Here is a 23,275-nt window from a genome sequence, read left to right on the forward strand (position 1 = left end):
GTCCTCGGGTTCAGAACGTGAGGGTGGCGAAGGACGCGGCCAGGAGGGTCACACCGGTGAGGCCCAGGGCCCAGGCGGTGCGGCGGAGGCGGAGGCCGCCGGCGACCATCAGGGAGGCCAGGAGGAGGGAGCCCGCGAAGGGCACCCAGGCGTGCAGCACACCGGCCCAGCCGGTCCGTACCGCCTCGTCCGTGCCGGGCTTCAGGGCCACCGGCAGACGGTCGCCCGGGCCGTCGGCGACCGCCTTGTCGATCCGCACCCGGGCGCGGGCGCGGCCGGAGCCGTCGGTGGGCGCGAAGGCGCCGGTGCACCAGTCGTCGTCGCACCGGGAGACCGTGACCGTGCCGCGTTCGAGATTCTTGGTGAACATCGCCGGCTTGGCGGTCCCCCACGAGTACCACACCCCGGCGACCAGGACGAACAGCGCGATAAGCGCCATGACCACGTTCTTCGTGAGCAACAGCAGCCCGTACGCGTTCTCGCCCGCCCGCCGCGTACGGCTGCGCTTGATCGTGCCGGTGGAAGACATGGCGGCGATCCTGGCGACACCCGGGCGCGCGGTCAACCTTTCCGGTCGGGGCCCGCCCGAGCGAGGGTCAGGAGTTGTACGTGCCCTGCGCGCGCTCCAGGCCGTCCACGATCAGCGTCTCCACGGCGTCCGCCGCGCGGTCCACGAAGTAGTCCAACTCCTTGCGCTCGGCGGCGGAGAAGTCCTTGAGCACGAAGGCCGCGACATCCATCCGGCCGGGCGGGCGGCCGATGCCGAAGCGGACGCGGAAGTAGTCGGGGCCGAGCGACTTGGTGATCGACTTCAGGCCGTTGTGGCCATTGTCACCACCGCCGAGCTTCAGCCGCAGCGCGCCGTAGTCGATGTCCAGTTCGTCGTGGATCGCAATGATGTGCCCGACCGGCACCTTGTAGAAGTCGCGCAGCGCGGTGGTCGGTCCTCCGGAGAGGTTCATGAACGACATCGGCTTGGCGACGATCATCCGCCGGCCGGCCGGGCCGGGCGGGCCGACGCGCCCCTCCACGACCTGCGCACGGGACTTGTGCGCCTTGAACCGGGCACCCATGCGGTCGGCCAGCAGGTCGGCCACCATGAAGCCGACGTTGTGGCGGTTGCCCGCGTACTCGGGCCCGGGGTTGCCGAGGCCCACCACGAGCCAGGGGCTGGCTTCGTCCGTCATCTGGCTGTCTCCTGGAGTGGGCCGGGGGTGGCTGCGGCCGCCGCCCCGGGCCCGGCCCCGGGAGGGGTGGGGGCGGGACGGCGGCCGGAGAAGGGAAGGGCGTCGCGCCTCGGTGCTCTACGGCGCCGAGGCGGTGTGGTGACGCCCGCGGGGCGTGGTTACGCCTCCTCGCCCTCACCCTCGCCCTCGGCGGCCTGGGCCTCGGCCTGGGCACCGACGACCTGGAGCACGACGGTGTCCTCCTCGACCGCCAGGGTGGTGCCGGCCGGCAGGGTGATGTCCTTGGCCAGGATGGAGTGACCGGCGTCCAGGCCCGCGATGGAGACGGTGACCGACTCCGGGATGTGGGTGGCCTCGGTCTCCACCGGCAGCGCGTTCAGCACGTGCTCCAGCAGGTTGCCGCCGGGGGCCAGGTCGCCCTCGGTGTGGACCGGAATCTCGACGGTGACCTTCTCGCCGCTCCGGACCAGGAGCAGGTCCACGTGGCGGAGGAAGCCCTTGATGGCATCGCGCTGCACGGCCTTGGGGATGACGAGCTCCTTCTTGCCCTCGAGGTCGAGGGCAAGAAGCGCGTTCGGGGTCTTGAGCGCGAGCATCAGGTCGTGGCCCGGCAGGTTGACGTGGACCGGCTCGGCGCCGTGGCCGTACACCACGGCGGGGACCAGACCCTCACGGCGGGCGCGGCGGGCGGCGCCCTTGCCGAACTCGGTACGGGGCTTGGCGGAAAGCTTGATCTCGGCCATGACTGCACTCCTCGTAGTCATTCGATGAACGATCTGACGGCCGTCACCCGGCCCACGACAGACCACCTCTACGAAGAGCGCGTCGATAACGGACGAGCCGCGCGCGTGGCCGCACACAGCTTCCCTCGCCGAGCAACCCGGCAATTCTACCGTCCCCGGACCCATGCCCCCGCACACGGCCCCGGTACGCCCCCGCCCGCGGCCCCGGCACCCGGCACCCGCCCGCGCCCGCGGCTCCGGCACATGGCTGAGGCCACCCCGCCGGGGGTGGCCTCAGATCGGTCGGCGGGCGCCTAAGTCACCGGCGCCGGTGCCGGCACCCATCAGTGCTCCTCGAAGAGGCTGGTCACCGAGCCGTCCTCGAAGACCTCCTGGACCGCGCGGGCGATGGTGGGCGCCATCGACAGCACGGTGATCTTGTCGAGCTCGACCTCGCTCGGGGTGGGCAGGGTGTTGGTGAAGACGAACTCGCTCACCTTCGAGTTCTTCAGCCGGTCCGCGGCCGGGCCGGACAGCACACCGTGGGTGGCGGTCACGATCACGTCCTCCGCCCCGTTGGCGAACAGCGCGTCCGCCGCGGCGCAGATGGTTCCACCGGTGTCGATCATGTCGTCGACCAGGACGCAGACCCGGCCCCGGACATCACCCACGACCTCATGGACGGTGACCTGGTTGGCCACGTCCGGGTCGCGGCGCTTGTGCACGATGGCCAGCGGGGCGCCGAGCCGGTCGCACCAGCGGTCGGCGACCCGCACCCGGCCGGCGTCCGGGGAGACCACGGTGAGCTTGGAGCGGTCGACCTTGGCGCCCACGTAGTCCGCGAGCACCGGCAGGGCGAAGAGGTGGTCGACCGGGCCGTCGAAGAAGCCCTGGATCTGGTCGGTGTGCAGATCGACCGTGAGGATCCGGTCGGCGCCCGCCGTCTTGAGCATGTCCGCGATCAGACGGGCCGAGATGGGCTCGCGGCCGCGGTGCTTCTTGTCCTGGCGGGCATAGCCGTAGAACGGCACGATCACCGTGATCGAGCGCGCGGAGGCCCGCTTCAGCGCATCGACCATGATGAGCTGCTCCATGATCCATTTATTGATCGGAGCCGTGTGGCTCTGGATCAGGAAACAGTCGGCGCCTCGCGCGGACTCCTGAAAACGGACGTAGATCTCGCCGTTGGCGAAGTCGAATGCCTTGGTCGGGACCAAGCTGACGCCCAGCTCGTGGGCGACCTCCTCGGCCAGCTCGGGGTGGGCGCGGCCGGAGAAGAGCATCAGCTTCTTCTCGCCGGTCGTCTTGATCCCGGTCACAGCAAGTCTCCTTGGATGTCACTTTGATGCGCTTATCACGGTACGCCCCGCACGGCGCACCCGTGCACGGGTCATCCCTCGCCCGCGTCCTCCTGGCGGGCCGACTCGGCGGCCCTGGCGGCGGCGCTTCCGGGGCGCTTGCGGGCGACCCAGCCCTCGATATTCCGCTGCTGGCCGCGTGCGACGGCGAGCGAGCCCGGGGGCACATCCTTGGTGATGACCGAGCCGGCGGCGGTGTAGGCGCCGTCCCCGATCGTGACCGGAGCCACAAGCATGTTGTCCGCTCCGGTGCGGCAGTGGCTGCCGATGGTGGTGTGGTGCTTGTTGACGCCGTCGTAGTTCACGAACACGCTGGCGGCGCCGATGTTGGTGTATTCGCCGATGGTCGCGTCGCCGACGTAGGACAGGTGCGGCACCTTGGTGCCCTCGCCGATCCTGGCGTTCTTCATCTCCACGTACGTGCCGGCCTTGGCCTTGGCGCCGAGCCGGGTGCCGGGGCGCAGATACGCGTACGGGCCGACGCTCGCGCCCGCGCCGATCTCCGCGCCCTCGGCGACGGTGAAGCTCACCTTCGCGCCCTCGCCGACGGTGGTGTCGGTGAGCCGGGAGTCCGGGCCGACCTCGGCGTCCGCCGCGATGTGGGTGGCGCCGAGCAGCTGGGTGCCGGGGTGGACCAGGGCGTCCGGCTCGAAGGTGACGGTCGCGTCCACCCAGGTGGTGGCCGGGTCGACGACGGTCACCCCGCTGAGCATGGCCCGGGTCAGCAGCCGGTCGTTGAGCAGCCTGCGCGCCTCGGCGAGCTGCACCCGGTTGTTGATGCCGACGATCTCGCGGTGGTCCCCGGCCACACAGGCGCCGACGCGGTGCCCGGCCTCGCGCAGGATGCCCAGCACATCGGTGAGGTACTCCTCGCCCTGGCTGTTGTCGGTGCGCACCTTGCCCAGGGCGTCGGTCAACAGGCGGGCGTCGAAGGCGAAGACCCCCGAGTTGATCTCGCGGATCTCGCGCTGGGCGTCGGTGGCGTCCTTGTGCTCCACGATCGCGGTGACCGCGCCGCTCGCCCCCTCGCGCACGATCCGGCCGTAGCCGGTCGCGTCGGGGACCTCGGCGGTCAGCACGGTGACGGCGTTGCCCTCGGCGGCGTGGGTCCCGGCGAGCCGGCCGAGGGTCTCCCCGGTCAGCAGCGGGGTGTCCCCGCAGACGACGACCACGGTGCCGTCCAGGACGACCCCGCTGTCGGAGAGCTCCTCGAGCCCCATCCGCACGGCGTGGCCGGTGCCGTTCTGCTCGTGCTGCACGGCGGTGCGCACCTCGGCGTCGATCTCCGCCAGATGGGCGGTGACCTGCTCGCGGGCGTGGCCGACGACGACCACCAGGTGCTCGGGGGACAGTTCGCGGGACGCGGCGACGACGTGCCCGACGAGGGACCGGCCGCAGATCGCATGCAGGACCTTGGGAGTCGCCGACTTCATGCGGGTGCCCTCACCCGCTGCGAGGACGACGACGGCTGCCGGGCGGTTGACGCTCACGGATGTGCCCTTCGGGCTCGGCTCGGGGTGGACACCCGGCAGGATACCGAGAGGTTTCGGGGCGGGAACGAGGGTGGGTCCCGGCGTGGGCGGTCAGGTTTCGAACTTGAGCTCCCCTGCAAGGACTCGAACCTTGACAAACAGCTCCAAAGGCTGCTGTGCTACCTGATTACACCACAGGGGATGGTAAAGCGGTCAAATCGGACGCCTGGTGGAGGTCACCGACTTGGCCCCCACCACTATGCCGTACCAAGCGCCCTCGATGCGACGGTAGAGCTCCGCGCTTTGGGCCACATAGATCACGAGGCAGCCCCTGTAGGCGTCTGTCGTGTTGTGTCGCGTGGTCTTGGGGTTGTGCTTCTTGAGTGTCGCGCGTTGGAAGGTGCTGGGATCGACGCCTGCCAATTCTGCCCAGAAGCGCGTCGCCGCCGGCACGTCTGCCGACTCGTGAATGCTGAGGCGGAAACGCAAGTGCTCCGGGGGCACCTCCAATAGGTCGAGCCAGCGCAGATAGAGCTCGATGACGTTCGGGTCGCTATTGATGAATTGCAGGGTCTCGCGCCGCTGGTACGGCTTGTCCTTCGCTCCCTCTGCCCAGTACAGCGCGACTCCGGCGATGAACAGCTCCCGGTCCGTCATCTCGCCGATCTCCCGCGCCGCCGCCAGCTTCGTCTGCTGGCGCTCGATCTCGCGTCGCCGCAGCGTGGCCTCCCATCCCCGCTTGGCGATCGCCGACGCCTCCTCCCGTGTGCGCGGCGGCGGCTTCGGCAGGTCGCGTACCCACAGCGAGATCGAGCTCTTCGAGCACCCCAGCTCCAGCTGGATCTGGTCGTAGGTCATGCCGCGCAGTCGCATTTCGCGGGCTTTCGCCCGTAAGCCGTCCTTCGTGTTCGGCCGCTTGGTCCACTCGGGTGGCGGCTCGCCCTCCAGGAGGCGGTTCAGGATGTCGTTGTTGTGGACCTTCAGGCGGTCGCGGATCTGCCTACGGCTCAGGCCTTCCCTCCGTAGCGCGATCGCCCGCTCTCGCAGTTCCTCGAAGATGGCCGACCGGTCGCACGGGCCGCTCGGCCCGTCGCCGTCGCGGCGTCCTGGTTCGCTCATGGCCACACTGTTGTTCGCCCCGCAGACGCGTGTGTCGCAAACATGGACGATTCATTCGTTCGAGTTAAAAGTCGCACTTTGCGTTCTGTTCGAGGGCGCTTCACCCGTGCCGTGTCCCGGGGTGCACCCCTGGGACACGGCCGTAGTCTGGTCCGTATGACTGCGACGGGGGATACGGGGGACGTCGAGGCGGCGGGCGCGCGGGGCGCGCCCGCCGGGCCGTGGTGGTGGCCGCGGCGGCGGAGCATGGTGCTGGACATCGTCCTGGCCGTGGTGTCGGCGGTGGAGTGCGCGGCGGAGGGCGTCGCGTTCGCCCATGACGCCGGCGTCCCGGCCGCCGTAGGGGTGGCGATGGGGCTGCTGGTCGGCGCCACGCTGCTGCTGCGGCGGCGCTGGGCGATCGCCGTGGTGCTGATATCGATCGCGGTCACCCCGGCGGAGATGGGCATGCTGCTCAGCATCGTCGGCCTCTACACCCTCGCCGCCTCCGAGGTGCCGCGCCGGATCACGGCCGTGCTGGCCGGGATGTCCGGCGCGGGCACGCTGATCATCTCGACCATCCGGTTCCGGGAGGACATGCACCACAGCACCACGGCGTCCACCGGCTGGTGGATCCCGCTGGTCGCCGTGGTGATGTCCCTGGGGCTGACCGCGCCGCCCATCCTGCTCGGGCTGTACGTCAGGGCCAGGCGGCGGCTCGTGGAGAGCCTGCGGGAGCGGGCGGACGGCCTGGAGCGCGAGCTGTCGCTGCTGGCGGAGCGGGCCGAGGAGCGGGCGGAGTGGGCCCGTAACGAGGAGCGCACCCGGATCGCCCGCGAGATGCACGACGTGGTGGCTCACCGGGTGAGCCTGATGGTGGTGCACGCGGCGGCCCTCCAGGCGGTCGCCCTCAAGGACCCGGAGAAGGCCGCGAGGAACGCGGCGCTGGTCGGCGACATGGGCCGGCAGGCGCTGACCGAGCTGCGGCAGATGCTCGGAGTGCTGCGCTCCGAGGACGTCGGCCAGCGGGCCCCGGCCTCGGCCGCCACCCGCCCGGCGGACGAGGAGCCGGCGCCGCTGGCGGCGGTGGCCGCCGCCGCGTCGGCCGCGGCGGAGGCCGCCGGGGCGGCGGAAGGGGCCGGGGCGGCGGACGCGGGGGGCGTGCGCGGGGCCCGGGCGGCGGAGGGGGCCGGGGCGGCGGACCTCGCCGGCGGGCCCGGCCTGGCGGGCGGGCCGCGCCTGGCGGAGCTGGAGACGCTGGTCGGGCAGTCGCGGGCGGCCGGGATGGTCGTGGAGCTGTCGGTGGAGGGCGAGGAGCGCGGCTACGCGCCCCGGGTGGAGCAGACCGCCTACCGCGTGGTCCAGGAGGCGCTGACCAACGTCCACAAGCACGCGCCGGGCGCGCGGGCGCGGGTCCGGCTCGCCTACCGGACCTCCGAGGTCGCGGTGCAGGTGGAGAACGGCCCGTCGGAGCGGGGCGCGGCGGACGCGGGGCTGCCGAGCGGCGGCAACGGCCTGCTGGGGATGAAGGAGCGGGTGGCGGTGCTCGGTGGCGGGTTCGTGTCGGGGGCCACGGAGGCGGGCGGCTTCCGGGTCTCGGCGGTCATCCCGGACCGTGCGGCAGCGGATCGTACGGCCGGGGATCGTACGGCCGGGGACCGTGCGGCCGCGGACGCTGTGGTCCGTACGGCCGACGGCTCCGCCGGCGGCTCGGTGGACCTCCCCGTGCGGGAGCGGGACGCCGAGCGGGCGAAGAGCGCGTAGCTAGCCCTCCTGGGTCCCGTGCCCGTGGGTTTGCGGTGAGTATCGGACAGCGACACGCCGACACGACGGCGTGTCGCCGTCCGATACTCACCGCGGATCGGGCCCTACCCGCGGGCCAGGCGCTGCGGCTGGACGCCCGTCACCAGCGCCGCCAGCGCCGCGTCGATGTCCGGGCCCAGGTACCAGTCCCCGGTGTGGTCCAGGCTGTACACCCGGCCCTCCGCGTCGATGGTCAGCAACGCCTGCCCGTCCGCCTCCTCGCCCAGCGGGCAGACCTCCGTGCCCAGCGCCCGTCCTAAATCGCCCAGCGTCCTGGCCAGGTGCAGGCCGTGCAGCGGGTCGATGTGGAAGGGGGTCGGGGCGATGTGCCGCCCGGCCCCGGGCGGGACGACGCGCAGCCCGCCGAACTCGGCCCACGCCTCGACGGCCGCCGGGAAGACGGCGTGCAGGTGCCCGGCGGGGGAGATGTGGGCGCGCAGGGTGTCCGCCCACACCTCGGCCTGCCGGATGTCGCGACGCCCCGGCCGCCAGCCGGCCTCGCGCAGGGCGGCGTCGACGGCGACGGAGAAGCGGGTGGTGTCCATGGCGCGCACGCGTGGCGATGCCTCCAAGGTCAGCCCCTGGCCGGGCCCGCCGGGGCCTCTGCCCCGCCGGCCCCATCGGGGTGTCCCACGGCCCGTACGCCGAAATGGGCCAGCAGCGGCACGCAGGACCGGCACGGCGGGGCGTAGCTGCCGTGGTGCGGGTCGCCGGCCTCGCGGATCCGGCGCGTTGTGATCTTGGCCTGTTTGAAGGCGCGGCGGGCCTCGCCTTGGCTGAGCGGCTTGCGGGCGGCGCGCTTGGAGCGGTTCGCCTCCACGCCGGTCAGATGGCGGGACAGCAGGATCGCCTCCGGGCAGCGGCCGGTGAACCGCTCCCGCTGCGCGCTGGTGAGGGTGTCCAGGAAGTCCTGGACCAGGGGGTGCAGCGCGGGCGGCTGGTCGCCCTTGCTCGCGGTGCAGGTGAGGGTCTGCCCGCGGACGGAGAGCGCGGCGGCGACGGTCGGCAGGATGCCGTCGCGGCGGTGGAGGAGCTCGGGCGGCCCGGCCGCGCCGTCGGTGTCGCTCCAGCTGAGCCGTGGGTCGTGCTGTCCGGGCGCGGCGCCGTCGTGGCCGCCCGGCCTGCTCGTACCGTGCATGTTCTGCCTTCCCTCCCCGCGCAATCCGCGCGCGATCCCGCGCAATCCCCCCCGGTTGCGAAGATCAGCCTGCCAAATGTTGCGCGTGGTGCGAAAGTCCGGGGGTGTCCGGTGCGGGCCGGGCGAAAATCGGCGGGGCGCGGAGCGGTCCCGGATCGGCCCGTGGGCGGCGGGCGCGGCGGGGTCCGGGTCGGCCCGTGGGTGCCGGGCGCGGCGGGGTCCGGCCTCGCGCTACCGCATAGTCTGTCCGTAGTAGCCAGCAGCAGCAGGGGGCATCCGCCATGACGACAGGTCGGCTCGGGCAGCACGCCGCGCCACCGAACACGGCCTACGCCGGGCAGGTCGTGCACTTCCCGGACCCGGTGAGGGCCGCCAGGCACCCCAAGGGCGTCTGGGTGGACGAAAACGGCTATCCGGACTTTACGCCCTATGCGCGCGCCGCCGCCGAAATAGCCGAGCCCCCCGAGGGATTCGGCGTCGACGAACTGCGGCTGACCGACTACGTGTCCGCCAACGCCGCGCTGCACGCGGTCGGCCACGACCTGTGGGACGGCTCGTCGAGCGTGGCCACCCCGCACGGCTGGACCTGGCACCACGTCGCCGGCACCCGCCGCCTGGAGCTGATCCCGGTGGAGGTCAAGGCGCTGCTGCGGCACCACGGCGGGCTCGCGACCGCCGCCGTCGACCAGGACAAGCGCGGCACCCGGCCCCTCCAGGAGACCCGCCCGGTCCACTTCCGGCTGCCCAAGCGCGGTCTGTCGGTCACCGAGGAGCAGGTCCTCGGCGTCGAGGAGGACCTCGGCTACCGGCTGCCCGGCGCGTACCGCGCCTTCCTCAAGGCGGCGGGCGGCTGCGCGCCCGTCGGCGCGGCGCTCGACCCCGAGCTCGGCCTGCTGGTCGACCAGCCGTTCTTCACGGTGCGCGACGAGGCCGCGGTCAACGACCTCGTCTACATCAACAAATGCCTGCGCGACCACTTCACCAAGGACTTCCTCGGGGTCGGCTTCGTGCAGGGCGGGGTCATCGCGGTGAAGGTCAAGGGCGACGCGATCGGCTCGGTCTGGTTCTGCGCGTACGACGACGCGCGGGACCGCGACGGCTGGACGGTGCAGGAGCGCGTCGAGCACCTGATGCTGCCCTGCGGCGACGACTTCGACGCCTTCCTGCTGCGGCTCGCGGGCAACCCGCCGGAGTTGGAGACGGTGGCCAACCTGATGGTGGAGGGCGGCTTCGCGTACGCCGTCCCGGTGGAGGGGTGAGCGCGATGGTGACCTTCGCACAGGCGCAGGAGCGCGCGGAACTCTGGATCAACGGCGACGTGCCCGGCTACCAGCAGCGCGAGGTGCGGGTGCGGGAGTTCGACCTGGGCTTCGTGGCCTGGGCCGAGGACCGCGCGGACGGCCCCGTCTCGGACGCGCCCGCCGAGGGCGCCCGGCTGGTCATCGCCCGCGACAGCGGGGACACGACCCTGTGGCCCGCGCTGCCGGTGGGCGAGGTCATCCGCCGGTACGAGGAGGAGTACGGATCCGCCGGCGGCCGCGAGGAGACCACCTCCACGGGGAGCCGGCCCCAGCGCATCGACCTCAACGCGACCTCCTTCCTGCTGACCCCGCCGGCCTGGCTCCAGGAGGCGGCCGACGCCATGGGCATCCCCGACCAGCGGTCGGGCGCCAGTGGTGGTGGGCGCGGGTCGGACTCCGGCCCGGCGCCCGCCGGGCCGGCGGGCGACTCGACCGGCGGCACGCCGGGGGCCGGAGCCGCGCCGCCTGCGGCGCCGGACGGTGATTCCGCCGCGGGTTCCGGCACGGCCGGTGGTTCGGCCGATGGCGGGGCGGACGATTGGCCGGGTTCCGGTACGGGCTCGCCTGCGGCTTCCGGCACGGCCGGTGGTTCGGCCGATGGCGGGGCGGACGATTGGCCGGGTTCCGGTACGGGCTCGCCTGCGGCTTCCGGCACGGCCGGTGGTTCGGCCGATGGCGGGGCGGACGATTGGCCGGGTTCCGGTACGGGCTCGCCTGCGGCTTCCGGCACGGCCGGTGGTTCGGCCGATGGCGGGGCGGACGATTGGCCGGGTTCCGGTACGGGCTCGCCTGCGGCTTCCGGCACGGCCGGTGGTTCGGCCGATGGCGGGGCGGACGATTGGCCGGGTTCCGGTACGGGCTCGCCTGCGGCTTCCGGCACGGCCGGTGGTTCGGCCGACGGTGGGGCGGACGACTGGCCGGGCGCGTCCGGCCCGGCGAGGGGCCCCGCCGGCGGCGAGCCCGGTGTGGTGGACGACTGGCCGGGCTCTGGCGCGTCGGGCACGGCCGGAGCCGGGGCGGCTGCGGCGTCGGGTGCGTCGGGTTCGTATGACGGTGGTTCCGAGGCGGGTGCTTCGGGTGGCGTCGGTGACGGGGCTTCGGGGACGGATGACTGGCCGGGCGCTTCGGGCGTAGCCGGAGCTGCGACGGCTGCGGCGTCGGGTGCGTCGGGTTCGTATGACGGTGGTTCCGAGGCGGGTGCTTCGGGTGGCGTCGGTGACGGGGCTTCGGGGACGGATGACTGGCCGGGCGCTTCGGGCGTAGCCGGAGCTGCGACGGCTGCGGCGTCGGGTGCGTCGGGTTCGTATGACGGTGGTTCCGAGGCGGGTGCTTCGGGTGGCGTCGGTGACGGGGCTTCGGGGACGGATGACTGGCCGGGCGCTTCGGGCGTAGCCGGAGCTGCGACGGCTGCGGCGTCGGGTGCGTCGGGTTCGTATGGCGGTGGTTCTGGGGCGGGTGCTCCGAACGGGGCCGCTGACGGCGCGCCGGGGGCCGACGACTGGCCGGGCGCTTCGGGTGCGGCCGGTGGGTACAGCGGTGCCTCCGGGGGTGGCGCTCCGAGCGGGGCCGCTGACGGCGCGTCGAGTACGGACGACTGGCCGGGCGCGGCCGGCGCGGGTGCTCCCGGGGGTTCCGGTGGGGCCGCTGGGCGGTCTTCGGCGGTGGACGATTGGCCGGGTTCCGGCACATCGGGCGCGAGTGCGGGGGCTTCTGACGACGACTCGCGGGGCGGTCGGCAGGGCGTCGGGGCGGATGCCGCCGCGGGGGGCGACAGCCCCTGGGGTGTCCCCGCCGACTCCCCGGCCCCCGGTGCCCCCGCCGGCGGCACGCCGTGGGCGGGTGCCGACACCAATTCCGGGAGCGACGACAGCGACCGGTCGGTCGCCCCGCCCGTCACGGTCTTCGCCCCGCCGCTCGCGGGCTCCGACGACGAGGACACCCCGGCGCCGGGCGTGCGCCCGGACGCGAAGACGGAGTTGCTGGCGGCGGGCAGTGCGCTGCCGCCCACCGCCATCGCCCCGGCCCTGGACATGCCGCCCCCGTCGGGGCCGCCGGCCGCGGGCCCGGGTGTCCCCGGGGCGCCTCCCGGCGCGCCCGGCGTGCCGTCGGCCCCGCCCGGCGTGCCTGGCGCCCCGGGCGCCGGTCCGGCCGTGGGGCAGCCCGCGCCGCCTCCGCCGCCGTCCGGGCCCGGTGCTCCGGGCGCGTCGGCCGGGGGGTACGTGCCGACGCAGCTGGTCTCGGCGCTCGACCCCGAGGGCCTCGGCGCCCCGGGTGGGGCACCGGGCGGTGCGCAGACGCCGCCTCCGCCGTCGGCGCCCGGCGCCCCGGGCGCGGGCGCGACGCCTCCGCCGGGTGCGCCCGGCCAGCCCGGCGCTGCGGACGGGATGCACGCCGCGGCGACGATGTTCGCCGGGGGGCCGGGTGCGCCGGGCGTGCCCGGAGCCCCCGGCGGACCGGGAGCCCCCGCGGCCCCCGGTGGACCCGCGGCACCCGGGGCCCCTGGGGCGCCGGGCGTGCCGGGTCCCCCCAGTGTGCCGGGTGCGCCGGGTGCGCCGGGCGCGGGTGCCCCGCAGCCGCCCGGCCCGCCTGGACCTCCTGGGCCGCCCGGGCCTCCCGGTGCGCCGGGTCAGCCCGCCGCGTCGGGCCCCCAGCCGCCCGGTCCGCCGGGTGTGCCGGGCGCCGGGGGCGCCCAGATGCCGCCCCCGTCGGGTCCGGCCGCCAACTTCCCCGGCCCGCCGAGCGCTCCGGGTGGGATGCACGCGGCGGCCACGATGCTCGCCGGTGGCCCAGGCGCACCCGGTCAGCCCGGCGCGCCTGGTCAGCCCGGTGCCCCGGGGCAGCCCGGGGTGCCCGGCCCCGGCGGTGCCCAGATGCCGCCCCCGCCGCCCGGCCCCGGCTTCCCCGGCGCGCCCGGTGCCCCCGGCGCGCCCGGGATGCCCGGCGCACCCGGCCAGCCCGGCGCGCTGGGTCAGCCCGGTGCATCCGGCGCACCCGGCCAGCCCGGTGCCCCCGGGCAGCCCGCCGTCCCCGGCGGCGTGCACGCCGCCGCGACGATGCTCGCGGGCGGCCCCGGCACGCCCCCGCCCGGTATGCCGGGCCCCGGCATGTCCGGCCCCGGCACCCCTCCGCCCGGCGGCGGATACGCCTATCCCGCGCCGCCGTCCGGCCAGCCGACCGTCGGCCCCGGCTATATGGCGGTGCTGCGCTACCGCGCGCAGGACGGCTCCGAGCAGCAGCTCATCCGCCGTTCCGCGCCCGGCACCCCGCACCCCGAGTGGCAGATCCTGCACGAGCTGCGCGGGATGAACGTCCCCCCGCAGCAGGTGCTCGAGCTGCACACCGAGCTGGAGTCCTGCGATCTGCCCGGCGGCTACTGCGCGCGCATGATCAAGGAGACCTGGCCGCAGGTGCGGATCAGCCACACGGCGGCGTACGGGCGCGACCACGCGACCCGCCAGCAGGGCGTACGCCACCTGATCGAGCATCAGGGGGAGTTGCACCAGGTGGCGGACGGCCCGGCCCGTCCGGCCCCGAACCGGGTGCCGCTGCCGCACCCCAGCCAGGTGCAGCGGGTGCCCCCGGTGCCGCCGGAGGCGCTGGCGCAGGAGCTGATCCAGTCGTTCGGCCCGCAGGGCGTCTTCCGGTTCGACCAGCGCGCGGTGTCGCGGATGGGCGTGCCGGACGTGGTCGCGCAGACGCTGGTCTGGGCGGGGCTGCCGATGGACTTCGGGCCGTTCTTCTGGGCGCAGGCCCAGCAGGGCCGTCCGGTGCCGACGCTCGCCGAGCTGGCCGCCGAGCGCGGGGTGCAGCCCGCGCCGGACGCGGGGTCGTACCTGGTCATGGGCAATGACTTCGGCCGTCAGCTCTGCGTGCAGTACGGCACGGCGCACATCGTGGCGGTGCCGGTGGAGGCGGGCCCCGGCGGTACGTCGGTGCCGCCGCAGTTCGTCAACACCTCGCTGCCGGACTTCGTCCGCTGCCTGGCCCTGCTGGGCCGGATGTGGCGGCTGCGGTACGGGCTGACGCCCGAGCAGGCGGGCCGCTGGACGGTCGACTTCCAGGCGCAGCTCGCCTGCCTGGACCCGGCGGCGCTGTCCTCGCCGGACCACTGGTGGGCGGTGCTGCTGGAGCAGATGTGGGACGGCCTGCTCTGAACGAGCCCTGAAGTACGAGCCCGGAAGTACGAGCCCTGAAGTACGAGCCCTGATAGCGAGTCCTGAGGCGAACAGCGCCAGAACATCAGGACCGAGGCGCCCGACCCCCGTGACGGGGGCGGGCGCCTCGTCGTTGTCCTGTCCGGATTCCGTGTCGGCGCCACGAGGGCACGACCACGACAGCCCGGCCGAGGAAGATGGGCGGAGTGTCGCGTTATGTGCGATTAGCCGCGATCTATAAAGATGTGCGCCGGAGCGGTTGCATGCCGGACAAAAGGGGTTCCAAGGATGGGCGCATCGGTGTCACGTCAAGGTTTCACCATCGGCGGACGGGGCCGCGGCTACCGCCCCGAGCAGGTCGACCGCGCTCTGGCGGAGTTGTCCGACGCGCGCGACGCGGCGTGGGAGCGGGCCGCGCGGCTGACCGTGCTGAGCAATGAGCTGGCCGCCGAGGCCGAGCGGCTGCGCGAGGCGGTCGCTCAGTTGGCCCCCCAGACGTACGAATCGCTGGGCGACCGGGCGCGGCTGATTCTGTTCGCGGCCGAGGAGGAGGCCGCGAGCCTGCGGGCGCGCGCCGAGGCCTCGGCGCAGGAGCTGTGGGACGCCGCGCGGGCCGCGGCCCGTACGGTCGAGGAGGCCGCCCGCGAGGAGGCCGAGCGGGTGCGGGCCGCCGCCGAGGCGTCCGCGCGCGCCACCCTGGAGTCGGCCCAGGCGGATGTGGACGAACTGCGCGCCGCCTCGCGGCAGGACGCCAAGGAGTGGCGGGGCGAGGCCCTGTCCGCGCTGAAGGAGACGCGGCAGCGCAGCGCCGCCGTCCTGGCCGAGCTGGAGCGGGACCACGCCGAGCGCTGGGAGGCGGCGGGCCGGGAGATCGCCCAGCGGGAGGCCGCGGTGGCCGAGGGCGTGGCGCAGATGGAGGAGCGCGCGCAGCGGAAGCTCGCCGAGGCCAAGCGGGAGTACGCGATGGCCGAGCAGGCGGCGCGGCTGCGGCAGGAGGACGCCCAGGCGCAGGCGGCGGAGATCATCGCGCAGGCGCGGGCCCGGGAGGAGCGTCTTGAGCGGGAGACGGAGCGGACGCTGCGCGAGCACGTGGAGCGGCGCGAGGAGCTCAAGTCGCATCTGGAGCATGTGCGGGGCAGCCTGGCGGCGCTGACCGGGCGGCCGGTCGCCGAGGACATCGGCTCGGCGCCGCAACCGGAAGCCTGACGGCCCCGCACCGGCCCCGGGACTTCGCCGCGACCCCGCGACCCCGCGACCCCGCGACCCGGCGACCCCGCGACCCGGCGACCCCGCGACCCGGCGACCCCGCGACCCCGCGACCCCGCGCTCCCGCGACCCCGTTACCCCGCCGTCCGCGCCTGCTCGTCGGCGCCCGTGGCGCCTTCCGGGCCGGTCGCCCCCGCCGCGCCCTGCTCCCCGTCGGGCCCGTCGGGGGTCCGGCGCGGGGCGAGGAACAGCAGGATCAGCAGGGCCAGGACGGCGGCGCCCGCCGAGCCGACGTACACATGCTCGACGGCGGTGTCGACCGCGCGCCGCAGATAGTCGGCGGCCTGGTCGGTGAGGGTGCCGGGGTGCTCGAGCGCGCGGGAGACCGAGTCGAGGTCGTCGGGCAGGCCGGGGCGGATGGCGGAGGGGGCCACCTCCAGGCGTCCGGTCAGCGTGGCGTTGGCGACGGCGCCGAAGACGGCCGCCCCCACGCACTGGCCGACCAGTCGGCAGAAGAGGATCGAGGCGGTCGCGGTGCCGCGCTCCGCCCAGCGTACGGACGACTGGACCCAGATGATCAGCGGTAGCTGGAAGAGACCGAGGGCCGCGCCGAGCAGCAGCATGATCAGCGCGGGCTGCCAGGCCGCGCCGGGGTCCGCGCCGGGGTAGGGGAGGAGCGGGAAGGCGAGCAGGACCAGCGCGGCGATCGAGACGCCGGTGATCGCGCAGCGCCGGAAGCCGATCCGGTTGTAGACGCGGCTGCTCAGGGCGGCGGAAATCGGCCAGCTGAGGGTCATGGCCGACAGCACGAACCCGGCCGCGATCGGGCCGAGGCCCAGGACCGACTGGCCGTAGGTGGGCAGGAAGACGGTCGGGGCGATCATCAGCAGGCCCAGCGCGCCGAGCGCGAGGTTGACGGCCGAGATCGTACGGCGGCGCCAGACCCAGCCGGGGATGATGGGCTCGGCGGCGCGGCGCTCGATCCACACGGTCCCGGCCATGCCCACCGCGCTGCCCGCGAACAGGGCGAGCGACGGCGCGGACAGCCAGGCCCAGGCCACTCCGCCCTGCACCAGGGCGGTCAGCAGCAGCCCGCCGGACACGAAGATCGCCAGGGCGCCGGCCCAGTCCACCCGGGAGGTGGCCACGGCCTCCCGGGCCGGCTCGTGCAGATGGCGGACGATCAGCAGCAGGGCGACGGCGCCGACCGGCAGGTTGATCAGGAAGATCCAGCGCCAGTCGGCGTATCCGGCGAGCAGCCCGCCGATGGCCGGGCCCGCCACGGAGGACAGGGCCCACACCGAGGAGAGCCGGGCCTGGATCTTCGGGCGCTCCTTGAGCGGGTACAGGTCGGCGGCGATGACCTGCACGGTGCCCTGCAGCGCGCCGCCGCCCAGGCCCTGGACGACGCGGAAGGCGATGAGGGAGCCCATGTCCCAGGCGCCCGCGCACAGCAGCGAGCCCAGCAGGAACAGCACGATCCCGAAGAGCAGGACGGGTTTGCGGCCGAAGGTGTCGGAGAGCTTGCCGTAGACCGGCAGACTGACCGTGACGGCGAGCAGATAGCCGGAGAACAGCCAGGAGAAGACGGAGAAGCCGCCGAGGTCGCCCACGATCTGGGGGATGGCCGTGGAGATGATGGTGGAGTCGAGCGCGGCGAGCGCCATGCCGAGCATCAGCGCGGCGGCGACGGGGCCCCGGCGGGCGGGCGGCGACGGGGCCGCCTCGGGGGTGGGGGGTCCGGTGTCCGAGCCTGTCCGCCGTCGTGCGGTGCCGCCCACCGTACGCACTCCTTCCCCCGGCCGAGCCGGGTCTCGGGGCTCGGTCGCCAAGTCCGTTGTACTACCCACGATTCCATGCGGGATCGGGGGATGGGAAGCGGGCGTCCGCCCCCTGGAACAGCGGACTTGATCCTTCCGTAGCGTCAGGGTGCAGCCTCTACCCCGAGACGGGGTACGCCTGAGGTCTCACACCCCTAGGGGATGTCCACCCCTTCCTCCTACCCGGGGTTCGTACCGGCGGAGGAGGTTTCCGACCTGCGGCGCTCTTAGGGTGGCTATGGCCGGCCTGACCGGGAGGGTATGGCCAGCCCCACCACCGATAGGGAGCCAGGCACCATCGCGTCACCCCGTACGCCTGGACCACGCTTGAGGCACGCGGTCGACGACCGTTCGGCCCCCGCAGACGACGCAGACAACCCAGATGACGCAGTACCCGCAGAAGCAGACGACCTAGGAGAGTCACCGTGACAACCGCTGTATCGATTCCCAAGACCGGGGGCAGTGGGGGACATACGGCTGTTGCCGCCCGCGCACGCCAGGTGGTCAAGGCCTACGGCTCGGGGGAGACCCGCGTGGTCGCGCTCGACCATGTGGACGTCGACATAGCCCGTGGCCAGTTCACCGCGATCATGGGCCCGTCGGGCTCCGGCAAGTCGACCCTGATGCACTGCCTCGCCGGGCTCGACACGGTGACCTCCGGTCAGATCTTCATCGACGAGACGGAGATCACCGGCCTCAAGGACAAGAAGCTCACCCAGCTGCGCCGCGACCGGATCGGCTTCATCTTCCAGGCGTTCAACCTGCTGCCCACGCTGAACGCGCTGGAGAACATCACGCTGCCCATGGACATCGCGGGCCGCAAGCCGGACCGCGGCTGGCTGGACCGCGTGGTGGAGACGGTCGGTCTCTCCGGGCGGCTCAAGCACCGGCCGAACCAGCTCTCCGGCGGTCAGCAGCAGCGCGTCGCCGTGGCGCGGGCCCTCGCCGCCCGCCCCGAGATCATCTTCGGTGACGAGCCCACCGGAAACCTGGACTCCAGGGCCGGCGCCGAGGTGCTCGGCTTCCTGCGGCGCTCGGTGGACGAGCTGGGCCAGACCATCGTGATGGTCACCCACGACCCGGTCGCCGCCGCGTACGCCAACCGGGTGCTGTACCTGGCCGACGGCCGGATCGTCGACGAGATGTACAACCCCACCGCCGAGCTGGTCCTCGAGCGCATGAAGAGCTTCGACGCGCGCGGGCGGGTGTCATGACCGTCTTCAAGACCTCGATGCGCAATTTCTTCGCGCACAAGGGACGCATGGCCCTGTCGGCCATCGCCGTCCTGCTGTCGGTGGCCTTCGTGACCGGCACTCTCGTCTTCACCGACACCACCAACGCCACCTTCGACCAGCTCTTCGCGAGCACCAGCCCCGATGTCTCGGTCAAGTCGAAGAACGCGGGCGGCAGCCAGAACAGCGCCCAGACCGGCAGGATCGAGACGGTGCCCGGCGACCGGATGGCCGACCTGAAGAGGGTCAAGGGCGTCAAGTCGGTGGTCGGTGACATCAGCACCGAGACCGTCACCGTCGTCGACAGGAACAACGACGACATCGGCCCCAGCTCCGGCGCCCCGACCGTCGCCACCAACTGGGACGCGACCGAGTTCCTCTCGGTGGACGTGAGCTCCGGCCACCAGCCGCGCGGCCCCACCGAGGTGATGCTCGACGCCGACACCGCCAAGAACAAGAAGCTGAAGATCGGCGACGAGCTGCGGCTCATCGCCGTGCCCGGCGAGTTCCGCGCCAAGATCGTGGGCCTGACCACCTTCAAGGTGACCAACCCCGGTGCCACCATCGTCTACACGGACACCGACACCGCGCAGCGCAAGCTGCTCGGCCGCCCCGGCGTGTACACCAGCTTCGCCCTCACCGCCCAGCCCGGCGTCAGCAACGACCAGCTGAAGAAGGACGTGGTCGCGGCCATCGGCGACGGCTTCAAGGTGCAGACGAAGGCCGAGGTCACCGAGGAGGGCAAGGACGACATCGGGTCCTTCCTGGACATCATGAAGTACGCGATGCTCGGCTTCGCCGGGATCGCCGTCCTGGTCGGCATCTTCCTCATCGTCAACACCTTCTCCATGCTGGTCGCCCAGCGCACCCGCGAGATCGGCCTGATGCGCGCCATCGGCTCCAGCCGCAAGCAGGTCAACCGGACCGTGCTCATCGAGGCGCTGCTGCTCGGCGTGGTCGGCTCGGTCCTCGGCATCCTGGGCGGCGTCGGCCTCGCCGTCGGGCTGATGAAGCTCATGGGCAACATGGGCCTGAACATCAGCACCGACCAGCTCACGGTCAAGCCCGCCACCCCCATCATCGGCCTCGTCATCGGCATCGTCGTCACCCTCATCTCGGCGTACATCCCCGCCCGACGCGCCGGGAAGATCTCCCCGATGGCGGCCCTGCGGGACGCGGGCACCCCGGCGGACGCCAAGGCCGGGCGCATCCGGGCCGTGGTCGGCCTGCTGCTCACGGCGGCGGGCACGGTGGCCCTGGTGGCGGCGGCGAAGGCGGACAAGGCGGCCGAAGGGTCGATGTTCCTGGGCCTGGGCGTGGTGCTGACCCTGGTCGGCTTCATCGTCATCGGCCCGCTGCTGGCCGGCCTGGTGGTCCGGGTGCTGGCCGCCGTCATCCTGCGGATCTTCGGCCCGGTCGGCCGCATGGCCGAGCGGAACGCGCTGCGCAACCCCCGGCGCACCGGCGCCACCGGCGCGGCCCTGATGATCGGCCTCGCGCTGGTCGCCTGTCTGTCGGTGGTCGGCTCCTCGATGGTCGCCTCGGCCAGCGAAGAGCTCGACAAGTCGGTCGGCGCGGACTTCATCGTCCAGTCCGACGGCGGCAAGCCGATCACCTCGGAGATCGAGAAGGCGGTGGCCGGGGCGAAGGGCCTGGACCACGTCAGCCACTTCAAGGACATCCGCGACGCCAAGATCACCACGCCTGACGGCAAGACCACCACCGACAACCTGGCCGCCTCCGACCCGACGCTCGCGGACGACCTCCGCACCCCCGCCGTCGACGGCTCGCTCGCCGACGCCTACGGCAAGGACGCCATCTCGCTGCCCGAGGGCTTCGCCAAGGACCACAAGGCGAAGAAGGGCGACACCGTCACCGTCGCCTTCAAGGGCGGCCGGACGGCCAAGCTCAAGGTCGCCGTCATCACCTCGGACGACACCTCGCTCAACAAGGGCGCCAAGTACCTGAACATCACCACGGTCGAGCGCTACGTCCCGGCCGACAAGGTCCCGGCGGACCTGATGATGCTGGCGGCCGCCAAGGACGGCCAGGAGAAGGAGGCGTACGCCTCGCTCAAGGCCCAGCTCGACCGGTATCCGCAGGTCAAGGTCCGGGACCAGACCGACTACAAGAAGCTGATGAAGGACCAGATCGGGCAGCTGCTCAACCTGGTCTACGGTCTGCTGGCCCTCGCGATCATCGTCGCCGTCCTCGGTGTGGTGAACACCCTGGCGCTGTCGGTAGTCGAGCGGACCCGCGAGATCGGCCTGATGCGCGCCATCGGTCTGTCCCGCCGCCAGATGCGCCGCATGATCCGCCTGGAGTCGGTCGTGATCGCGCTCTTCGGCGCCCTGCTGGGCCTCGGTCTCGGCATGGGCTGGGGGGCCACGGCGCAGAAGCTGCTGGCGCTCGAGGGCCTGAAGACCCTGGACATCCCGTGGCCGACGATCATCACCGTCTTCATCGGCTCGGCCGTGGTCGGCTTGGTCGCCGCGCTGCTCCCGGCCTTCCGGGCCGGCCGGATGAACGTGCTGAACGCCATCGCCACCGAGTAACCCCGACTGAACAGATATCACCTGGCCACTGCCCCTCCGTGGGGGTGAGGGGCAGCGGATGGGCCCGGCACGCTCGAAGGGAGCGCGCCGGGCCCGGCGGGTTTCCGCGACCCGGACGGCAACAGGTTCGTGATCGTGCAGTGAGCGGCGGGCGTCGGTCGCGGGGTGTCAGTCGCGGGGGAGCAGGGTGCCCAGCGGCCCGAGGTCCAGATTGAGGTCCTCGGGCCGCAGGCCGTGCTGGGCGCACAGCTCCGCCATCCGCTGGTCCAGGAGCATCAGCGTGGTGCCGATGCGCTCGACCTGCTCCTCGCTCAGCCCGCCGGCGTCGATCCGGCGCAGGGCCTGGCGTTCCATCAGCTGCCGGAGGAGTTCCAAGACCGTGAGGACGAGCGCGACCAGGTCGCGGCCCACCGAGTCGGCGTCCAGGTCGAGCCTGCCGTCGCTCACAGCGGGCCGCCGTCGGTCCAGGGGGCGGGGACGCGTTCGTTGACCGAGGAGAGCAGGGCGTGGAGGGACAGCCGTACGAGGGGCACCTCCGCGATGGCGATGACCACGTCGCCGCTGATGACGACCCCGGTGGCCAGCACCCGGTCGAGCAGGTCCACGAGCGGCACGCCGATCGGCCCGTGCGCTTCCGCGGGGGCGGTCCCCCAGGCGGCCGTCGTCATCGGGGGACCCCCCCGTCGGCGAAGGAGTAGGGGGCCCATGGGCCCGAGAGCTCGATCTGGACGTCCGTCTCCTCCCGGCGCAGCGCCTCCAGCGTGGCGCGCAGTTCGTCCGCGCGGACGCTGTCGACGAGATAGGCGGCGTTGAGTACGTGGGTGCGGTGCGCCCCGGTGACCTCCACACCGTGCGGGCGCAGCCGCCGCGCGGCCACGGCGAGGCCGCGTACCACCGCGTCCACCCGCTCCGCGGCCTGGAGCGCCGCGTTCTGCCGCCGCTCGCGGAGCTGCCGGCGGCCGCGTACGCGCTCCAGATAGGCCCGTCCGCTGCCCGCCGGGGTGCCGGGCGCGGTGCCGGGCGGGGTGCCGGGCGAGAGGGCGGATGCGGCGCCGGGCGAGCGGGCCGGGGAAGGGGTGGGGGAGGGGGAGGGGGAGTCCAGGGGCGCGGGGGCGGTGTAGACCTTCACTGCCCACTCGACCCGGCCGGTGAGCCGGCCGAGCGCGGCGAGGAAGGACTCCTCCTTCTCGCGCAGCGCCGCGCGGACCCGTGCGTCGCCGAGGTAGAGGGTGGCGAAGGGCAGCGGCACGGTCGGCGTGACGGCCGACGCTGCCATGATCACCTCATGGTGGGCGCGGGCGCAGCGCTCCAGTTCCTCGCGGTCGGTGAGCCGTTGCCGCAAGGCGTCCTCCGCGAAGTCCGCGGCGGGCACGTCCTGGACGACGGCGGTGAGCGGGCCCGCGGCCAGAGTGCGTACGGGGGCGGCGGCGTCCAGCCCCGGCAGGCCCGCCAGGGCCGCGGGGTCGCACCGCCGGCAGACGGCGAAGGCGTAGATGACCGTGGGGGACGTCATCCGCCCCTCCTCTCCTCGGTGCTGGTGCCGGTGCTGGTGCCGGTGCCGGCAGCGCTCAGCTCGGGCGGGTCGCCGGCGCCGGGCTCCAGCGCCGCCAGGCGCTCGCGCAGCCGCGCGTTCTCCTCGGCGAGGGCGTCGCGCGCGGCGCGGGAGGACAGCGCCGGGTCGGTCTCCCACCAGTCGATGCCGGCCCTGCGGGCGGTGTCGACGGACGACACGAACAACCGGAGCCGGATGGTGAGCAGTTCGATGTCGAGCAGGTCGATCTTGATGTCGCCGGCGATGACGATGCCCTTGTCGAGCACCCGCTCCAGGATCTCGGCGAGGTTGGCCGTGGGCGGGGCCGTGCCCAGGGGTGTCCTGCCCGTCAGCTCGTGTTCAGTCACGGCGTCTCACCATCCGCGTCTCACCCTCCGTCTCTCACCCTTCGCCTCACCGGCCGCGTCTCACCGGCCGTTTCTCACCGGTTGTGTCTCACCGGCAGGGACGGGACCGAGCGCTCCAACAGGTCGAGCAGCCGGTCTTCCTCCCGCTCGAACTCCTCGGGGCCGATCGCCCCCGCCTCCAGGTCCTCGTTCAGCTCGGCGAGCCTGGCGCGCAGGACCGCCGGGTCGTGCAGCTCGTGCTCCGCGGCGTCCACCAGGCAGTCCGCGAGCCAGATCACGCCCCGCACCGGCGCCATGGGGAGGAGGACCAGCCCGCTCAGCAAGCCCATG

Annotated in this window: 21 protein-coding genes and 1 tRNA gene; 6 read left to right on the forward strand and 16 right to left on the reverse strand. The window is 73.4% G+C overall.

Annotation, left to right across the window (positions count from 1 at the left end; translation table 11 throughout):
• Positions 1-10: 10 nt before the first annotated feature.
• The 7 genes from BBH68_RS18030 to BBH68_RS18060 all read right to left on the reverse strand — a co-directional run bounded on the left by BBH68_RS18030 (position 11) and on the right by BBH68_RS18060 (position 5,858).
• Complete coding sequence (locus BBH68_RS18030) at positions 11-529, reverse strand: hypothetical protein (RefSeq protein ID WP_065963671.1); 519 nt, start codon at positions 527-529, stop codon at positions 11-13.
• Between the two features lie 67 nt (positions 530-596).
• Positions 597-1,187 carry an aminoacyl-tRNA hydrolase gene (gene pth, locus BBH68_RS18035; protein ID WP_065963673.1) on the reverse strand — a complete coding sequence of 197 codons (591 nt, stop codon included), beginning with the start codon at positions 1,185-1,187 and terminating at the stop codon, positions 597-599.
• A 158-nt stretch (positions 1,188-1,345) separates the two neighbouring features.
• Complete coding sequence (locus BBH68_RS18040) at positions 1,346-1,930, reverse strand: 50S ribosomal protein L25/general stress protein Ctc (RefSeq protein WP_065963675.1); 585 nt, start codon at positions 1,928-1,930, stop codon at positions 1,346-1,348.
• 323 nt (positions 1,931-2,253) lie between these two features.
• Entirely contained in the window at positions 2,254-3,228 is a 975-nt protein-coding gene (locus tag BBH68_RS18045) for a ribose-phosphate diphosphokinase (RefSeq protein ID WP_065963677.1), read from the reverse strand.
• A gap of 71 nt (positions 3,229-3,299) precedes the next feature.
• Entirely contained in the window at positions 3,300-4,757 is a 1,458-nt protein-coding gene (gene glmU, locus BBH68_RS18050; protein WP_076970810.1) for a bifunctional UDP-N-acetylglucosamine diphosphorylase/glucosamine-1-phosphate N-acetyltransferase GlmU, read from the reverse strand.
• Between the two features lie 111 nt (positions 4,758-4,868).
• Positions 4,869-4,941, reverse strand: a tRNA-Gln gene (locus BBH68_RS18055).
• 11 nt (positions 4,942-4,952) lie between these two features.
• Complete coding sequence (locus BBH68_RS18060) at positions 4,953-5,858, reverse strand: hypothetical protein (protein ID WP_065963737.1); 906 nt, start codon at positions 5,856-5,858, stop codon at positions 4,953-4,955.
• A gap of 156 nt (positions 5,859-6,014) precedes the next feature.
• On the opposite strand from BBH68_RS18060, the gene BBH68_RS18065 reads away from it, so the two are divergent.
• Positions 6,015-7,601 carry a sensor histidine kinase gene (locus BBH68_RS18065; RefSeq protein ID WP_079151051.1) on the forward strand — a complete coding sequence of 529 codons (1,587 nt, stop codon included), beginning with the start codon at positions 6,015-6,017 and terminating at the stop codon, positions 7,599-7,601.
• A 104-nt stretch (positions 7,602-7,705) separates the two neighbouring features.
• Here BBH68_RS18065 and BBH68_RS18070 read toward each other — a convergent pair whose 3' ends face one another.
• A complete protein-coding gene (locus tag BBH68_RS18070) occupies positions 7,706-8,185 on the reverse strand; it encodes an SUKH-3 domain-containing protein (RefSeq protein ID WP_065963681.1) in 480 nt (159 codons plus the stop codon).
• Positions 8,186-8,214: 29 nt separating this feature from the next.
• Positions 8,215-8,778 carry a YwqJ-related putative deaminase gene (locus BBH68_RS18075; RefSeq protein WP_065963683.1) on the reverse strand — a complete coding sequence of 188 codons (564 nt, stop codon included), beginning with the start codon at positions 8,776-8,778 and terminating at the stop codon, positions 8,215-8,217.
• 281 nt (positions 8,779-9,059) lie between these two features.
• On the opposite strand from BBH68_RS18075, the gene BBH68_RS18080 reads away from it, so the two are divergent.
• Complete coding sequence (locus BBH68_RS18080) at positions 9,060-10,037, forward strand: SMI1/KNR4 family protein (RefSeq protein ID WP_065963685.1); 978 nt, start codon at positions 9,060-9,062, stop codon at positions 10,035-10,037.
• A gap of 67 nt (positions 10,038-10,104) precedes the next feature.
• Here the strand turns inward: BBH68_RS18080 and BBH68_RS41990 are convergent, their stop codons facing one another.
• Positions 10,105-10,584 carry a hypothetical protein gene (locus BBH68_RS41990; protein ID WP_158080305.1) on the reverse strand — a complete coding sequence of 160 codons (480 nt, stop codon included), beginning with the start codon at positions 10,582-10,584 and terminating at the stop codon, positions 10,105-10,107.
• Between the two features lie 1,156 nt (positions 10,585-11,740).
• Here BBH68_RS41990 and BBH68_RS43185 point away from each other — a divergent pair.
• Both BBH68_RS43185 and BBH68_RS18095 read left to right on the forward strand, forming a co-directional pair.
• A complete protein-coding gene (locus BBH68_RS43185) occupies positions 11,741-14,233 on the forward strand; it encodes an SUKH-4 family immunity protein (protein ID WP_425428821.1) in 2,493 nt (830 codons plus the stop codon).
• A gap of 288 nt (positions 14,234-14,521) precedes the next feature.
• On the forward strand, positions 14,522-15,439 hold the full coding sequence (locus BBH68_RS18095) for a coiled-coil domain-containing protein (RefSeq protein WP_065963692.1): 918 nt from the start codon (positions 14,522-14,524) through the stop codon (positions 15,437-15,439).
• Positions 15,440-15,573: 134 nt separating this feature from the next.
• On the opposite strand, the gene BBH68_RS18100 is transcribed toward BBH68_RS18095, so the two are convergent.
• Positions 15,574-17,220: an MFS transporter gene (locus BBH68_RS18100; RefSeq protein ID WP_065963693.1), complete on the reverse strand. Its 1,647-nt coding sequence runs from the start codon at positions 17,218-17,220 to the stop codon at positions 15,574-15,576.
• Positions 17,221-17,684: 464 nt separating this feature from the next.
• Between BBH68_RS18100 and BBH68_RS18105 the strand changes: the two genes are divergently transcribed.
• Positions 17,685-18,473 (forward strand): ABC transporter ATP-binding protein, encoded by a 789-nt coding sequence (locus BBH68_RS18105; RefSeq protein ID WP_065963695.1) that lies wholly within the window; start codon positions 17,685-17,687, stop codon positions 18,471-18,473.
• Positions 18,470-21,046: an ABC transporter permease gene (locus BBH68_RS18110; RefSeq protein ID WP_065963698.1), complete on the forward strand. Its 2,577-nt coding sequence runs from the start codon at positions 18,470-18,472 to the stop codon at positions 21,044-21,046. Before BBH68_RS18105 ends, BBH68_RS18110 begins: the two co-directional genes overlap by 4 nt.
• A gap of 168 nt (positions 21,047-21,214) precedes the next feature.
• On the opposite strand, the gene BBH68_RS18115 is transcribed toward BBH68_RS18110, so the two are convergent.
• The 5 genes from BBH68_RS18115 to BBH68_RS18135 all read right to left on the reverse strand — a co-directional run bounded on the left by BBH68_RS18115 (position 21,215) and on the right by BBH68_RS18135 (position 23,274).
• Complete coding sequence (locus tag BBH68_RS18115; protein WP_065963700.1) at positions 21,215-21,493, reverse strand: gas vesicle protein K; 279 nt, start codon at positions 21,491-21,493, stop codon at positions 21,215-21,217.
• The gene (locus BBH68_RS18120; RefSeq protein ID WP_065963703.1) at positions 21,490-21,714 is read right to left on the reverse strand and encodes a gas vesicle protein; all 225 of its coding nucleotides are present in this window, start codon (positions 21,712-21,714) and stop codon (positions 21,490-21,492) included. The genes BBH68_RS18115 and BBH68_RS18120 overlap by 4 nt, the downstream gene beginning before the upstream one ends.
• Positions 21,711-22,559, reverse strand: coding sequence for a GvpL/GvpF family gas vesicle protein (locus BBH68_RS18125; protein WP_065963705.1), 849 nt, complete (start codon positions 22,557-22,559; stop codon positions 21,711-21,713). The genes BBH68_RS18120 and BBH68_RS18125 overlap by 4 nt, the downstream gene beginning before the upstream one ends.
• Positions 22,556-22,945, reverse strand: coding sequence for a gas vesicle protein (locus BBH68_RS18130; RefSeq protein ID WP_065963707.1), 390 nt, complete (start codon positions 22,943-22,945; stop codon positions 22,556-22,558). Before BBH68_RS18130 ends, BBH68_RS18125 begins: the two co-directional genes overlap by 4 nt.
• Before the next feature lie 74 nt (positions 22,946-23,019).
• Positions 23,020-23,274: a gas vesicle protein GvpG gene (locus BBH68_RS18135; RefSeq protein ID WP_065963709.1), complete on the reverse strand. Its 255-nt coding sequence runs from the start codon at positions 23,272-23,274 to the stop codon at positions 23,020-23,022.
• Position 23,275: the final 1 nt, after the last annotated feature.

The organism is Streptomyces sparsogenes, assembly GCF_001704635.1.
GTDB lineage: Bacteria > Actinomycetota > Actinomycetes > Streptomycetales > Streptomycetaceae > Streptomyces > Streptomyces sparsogenes.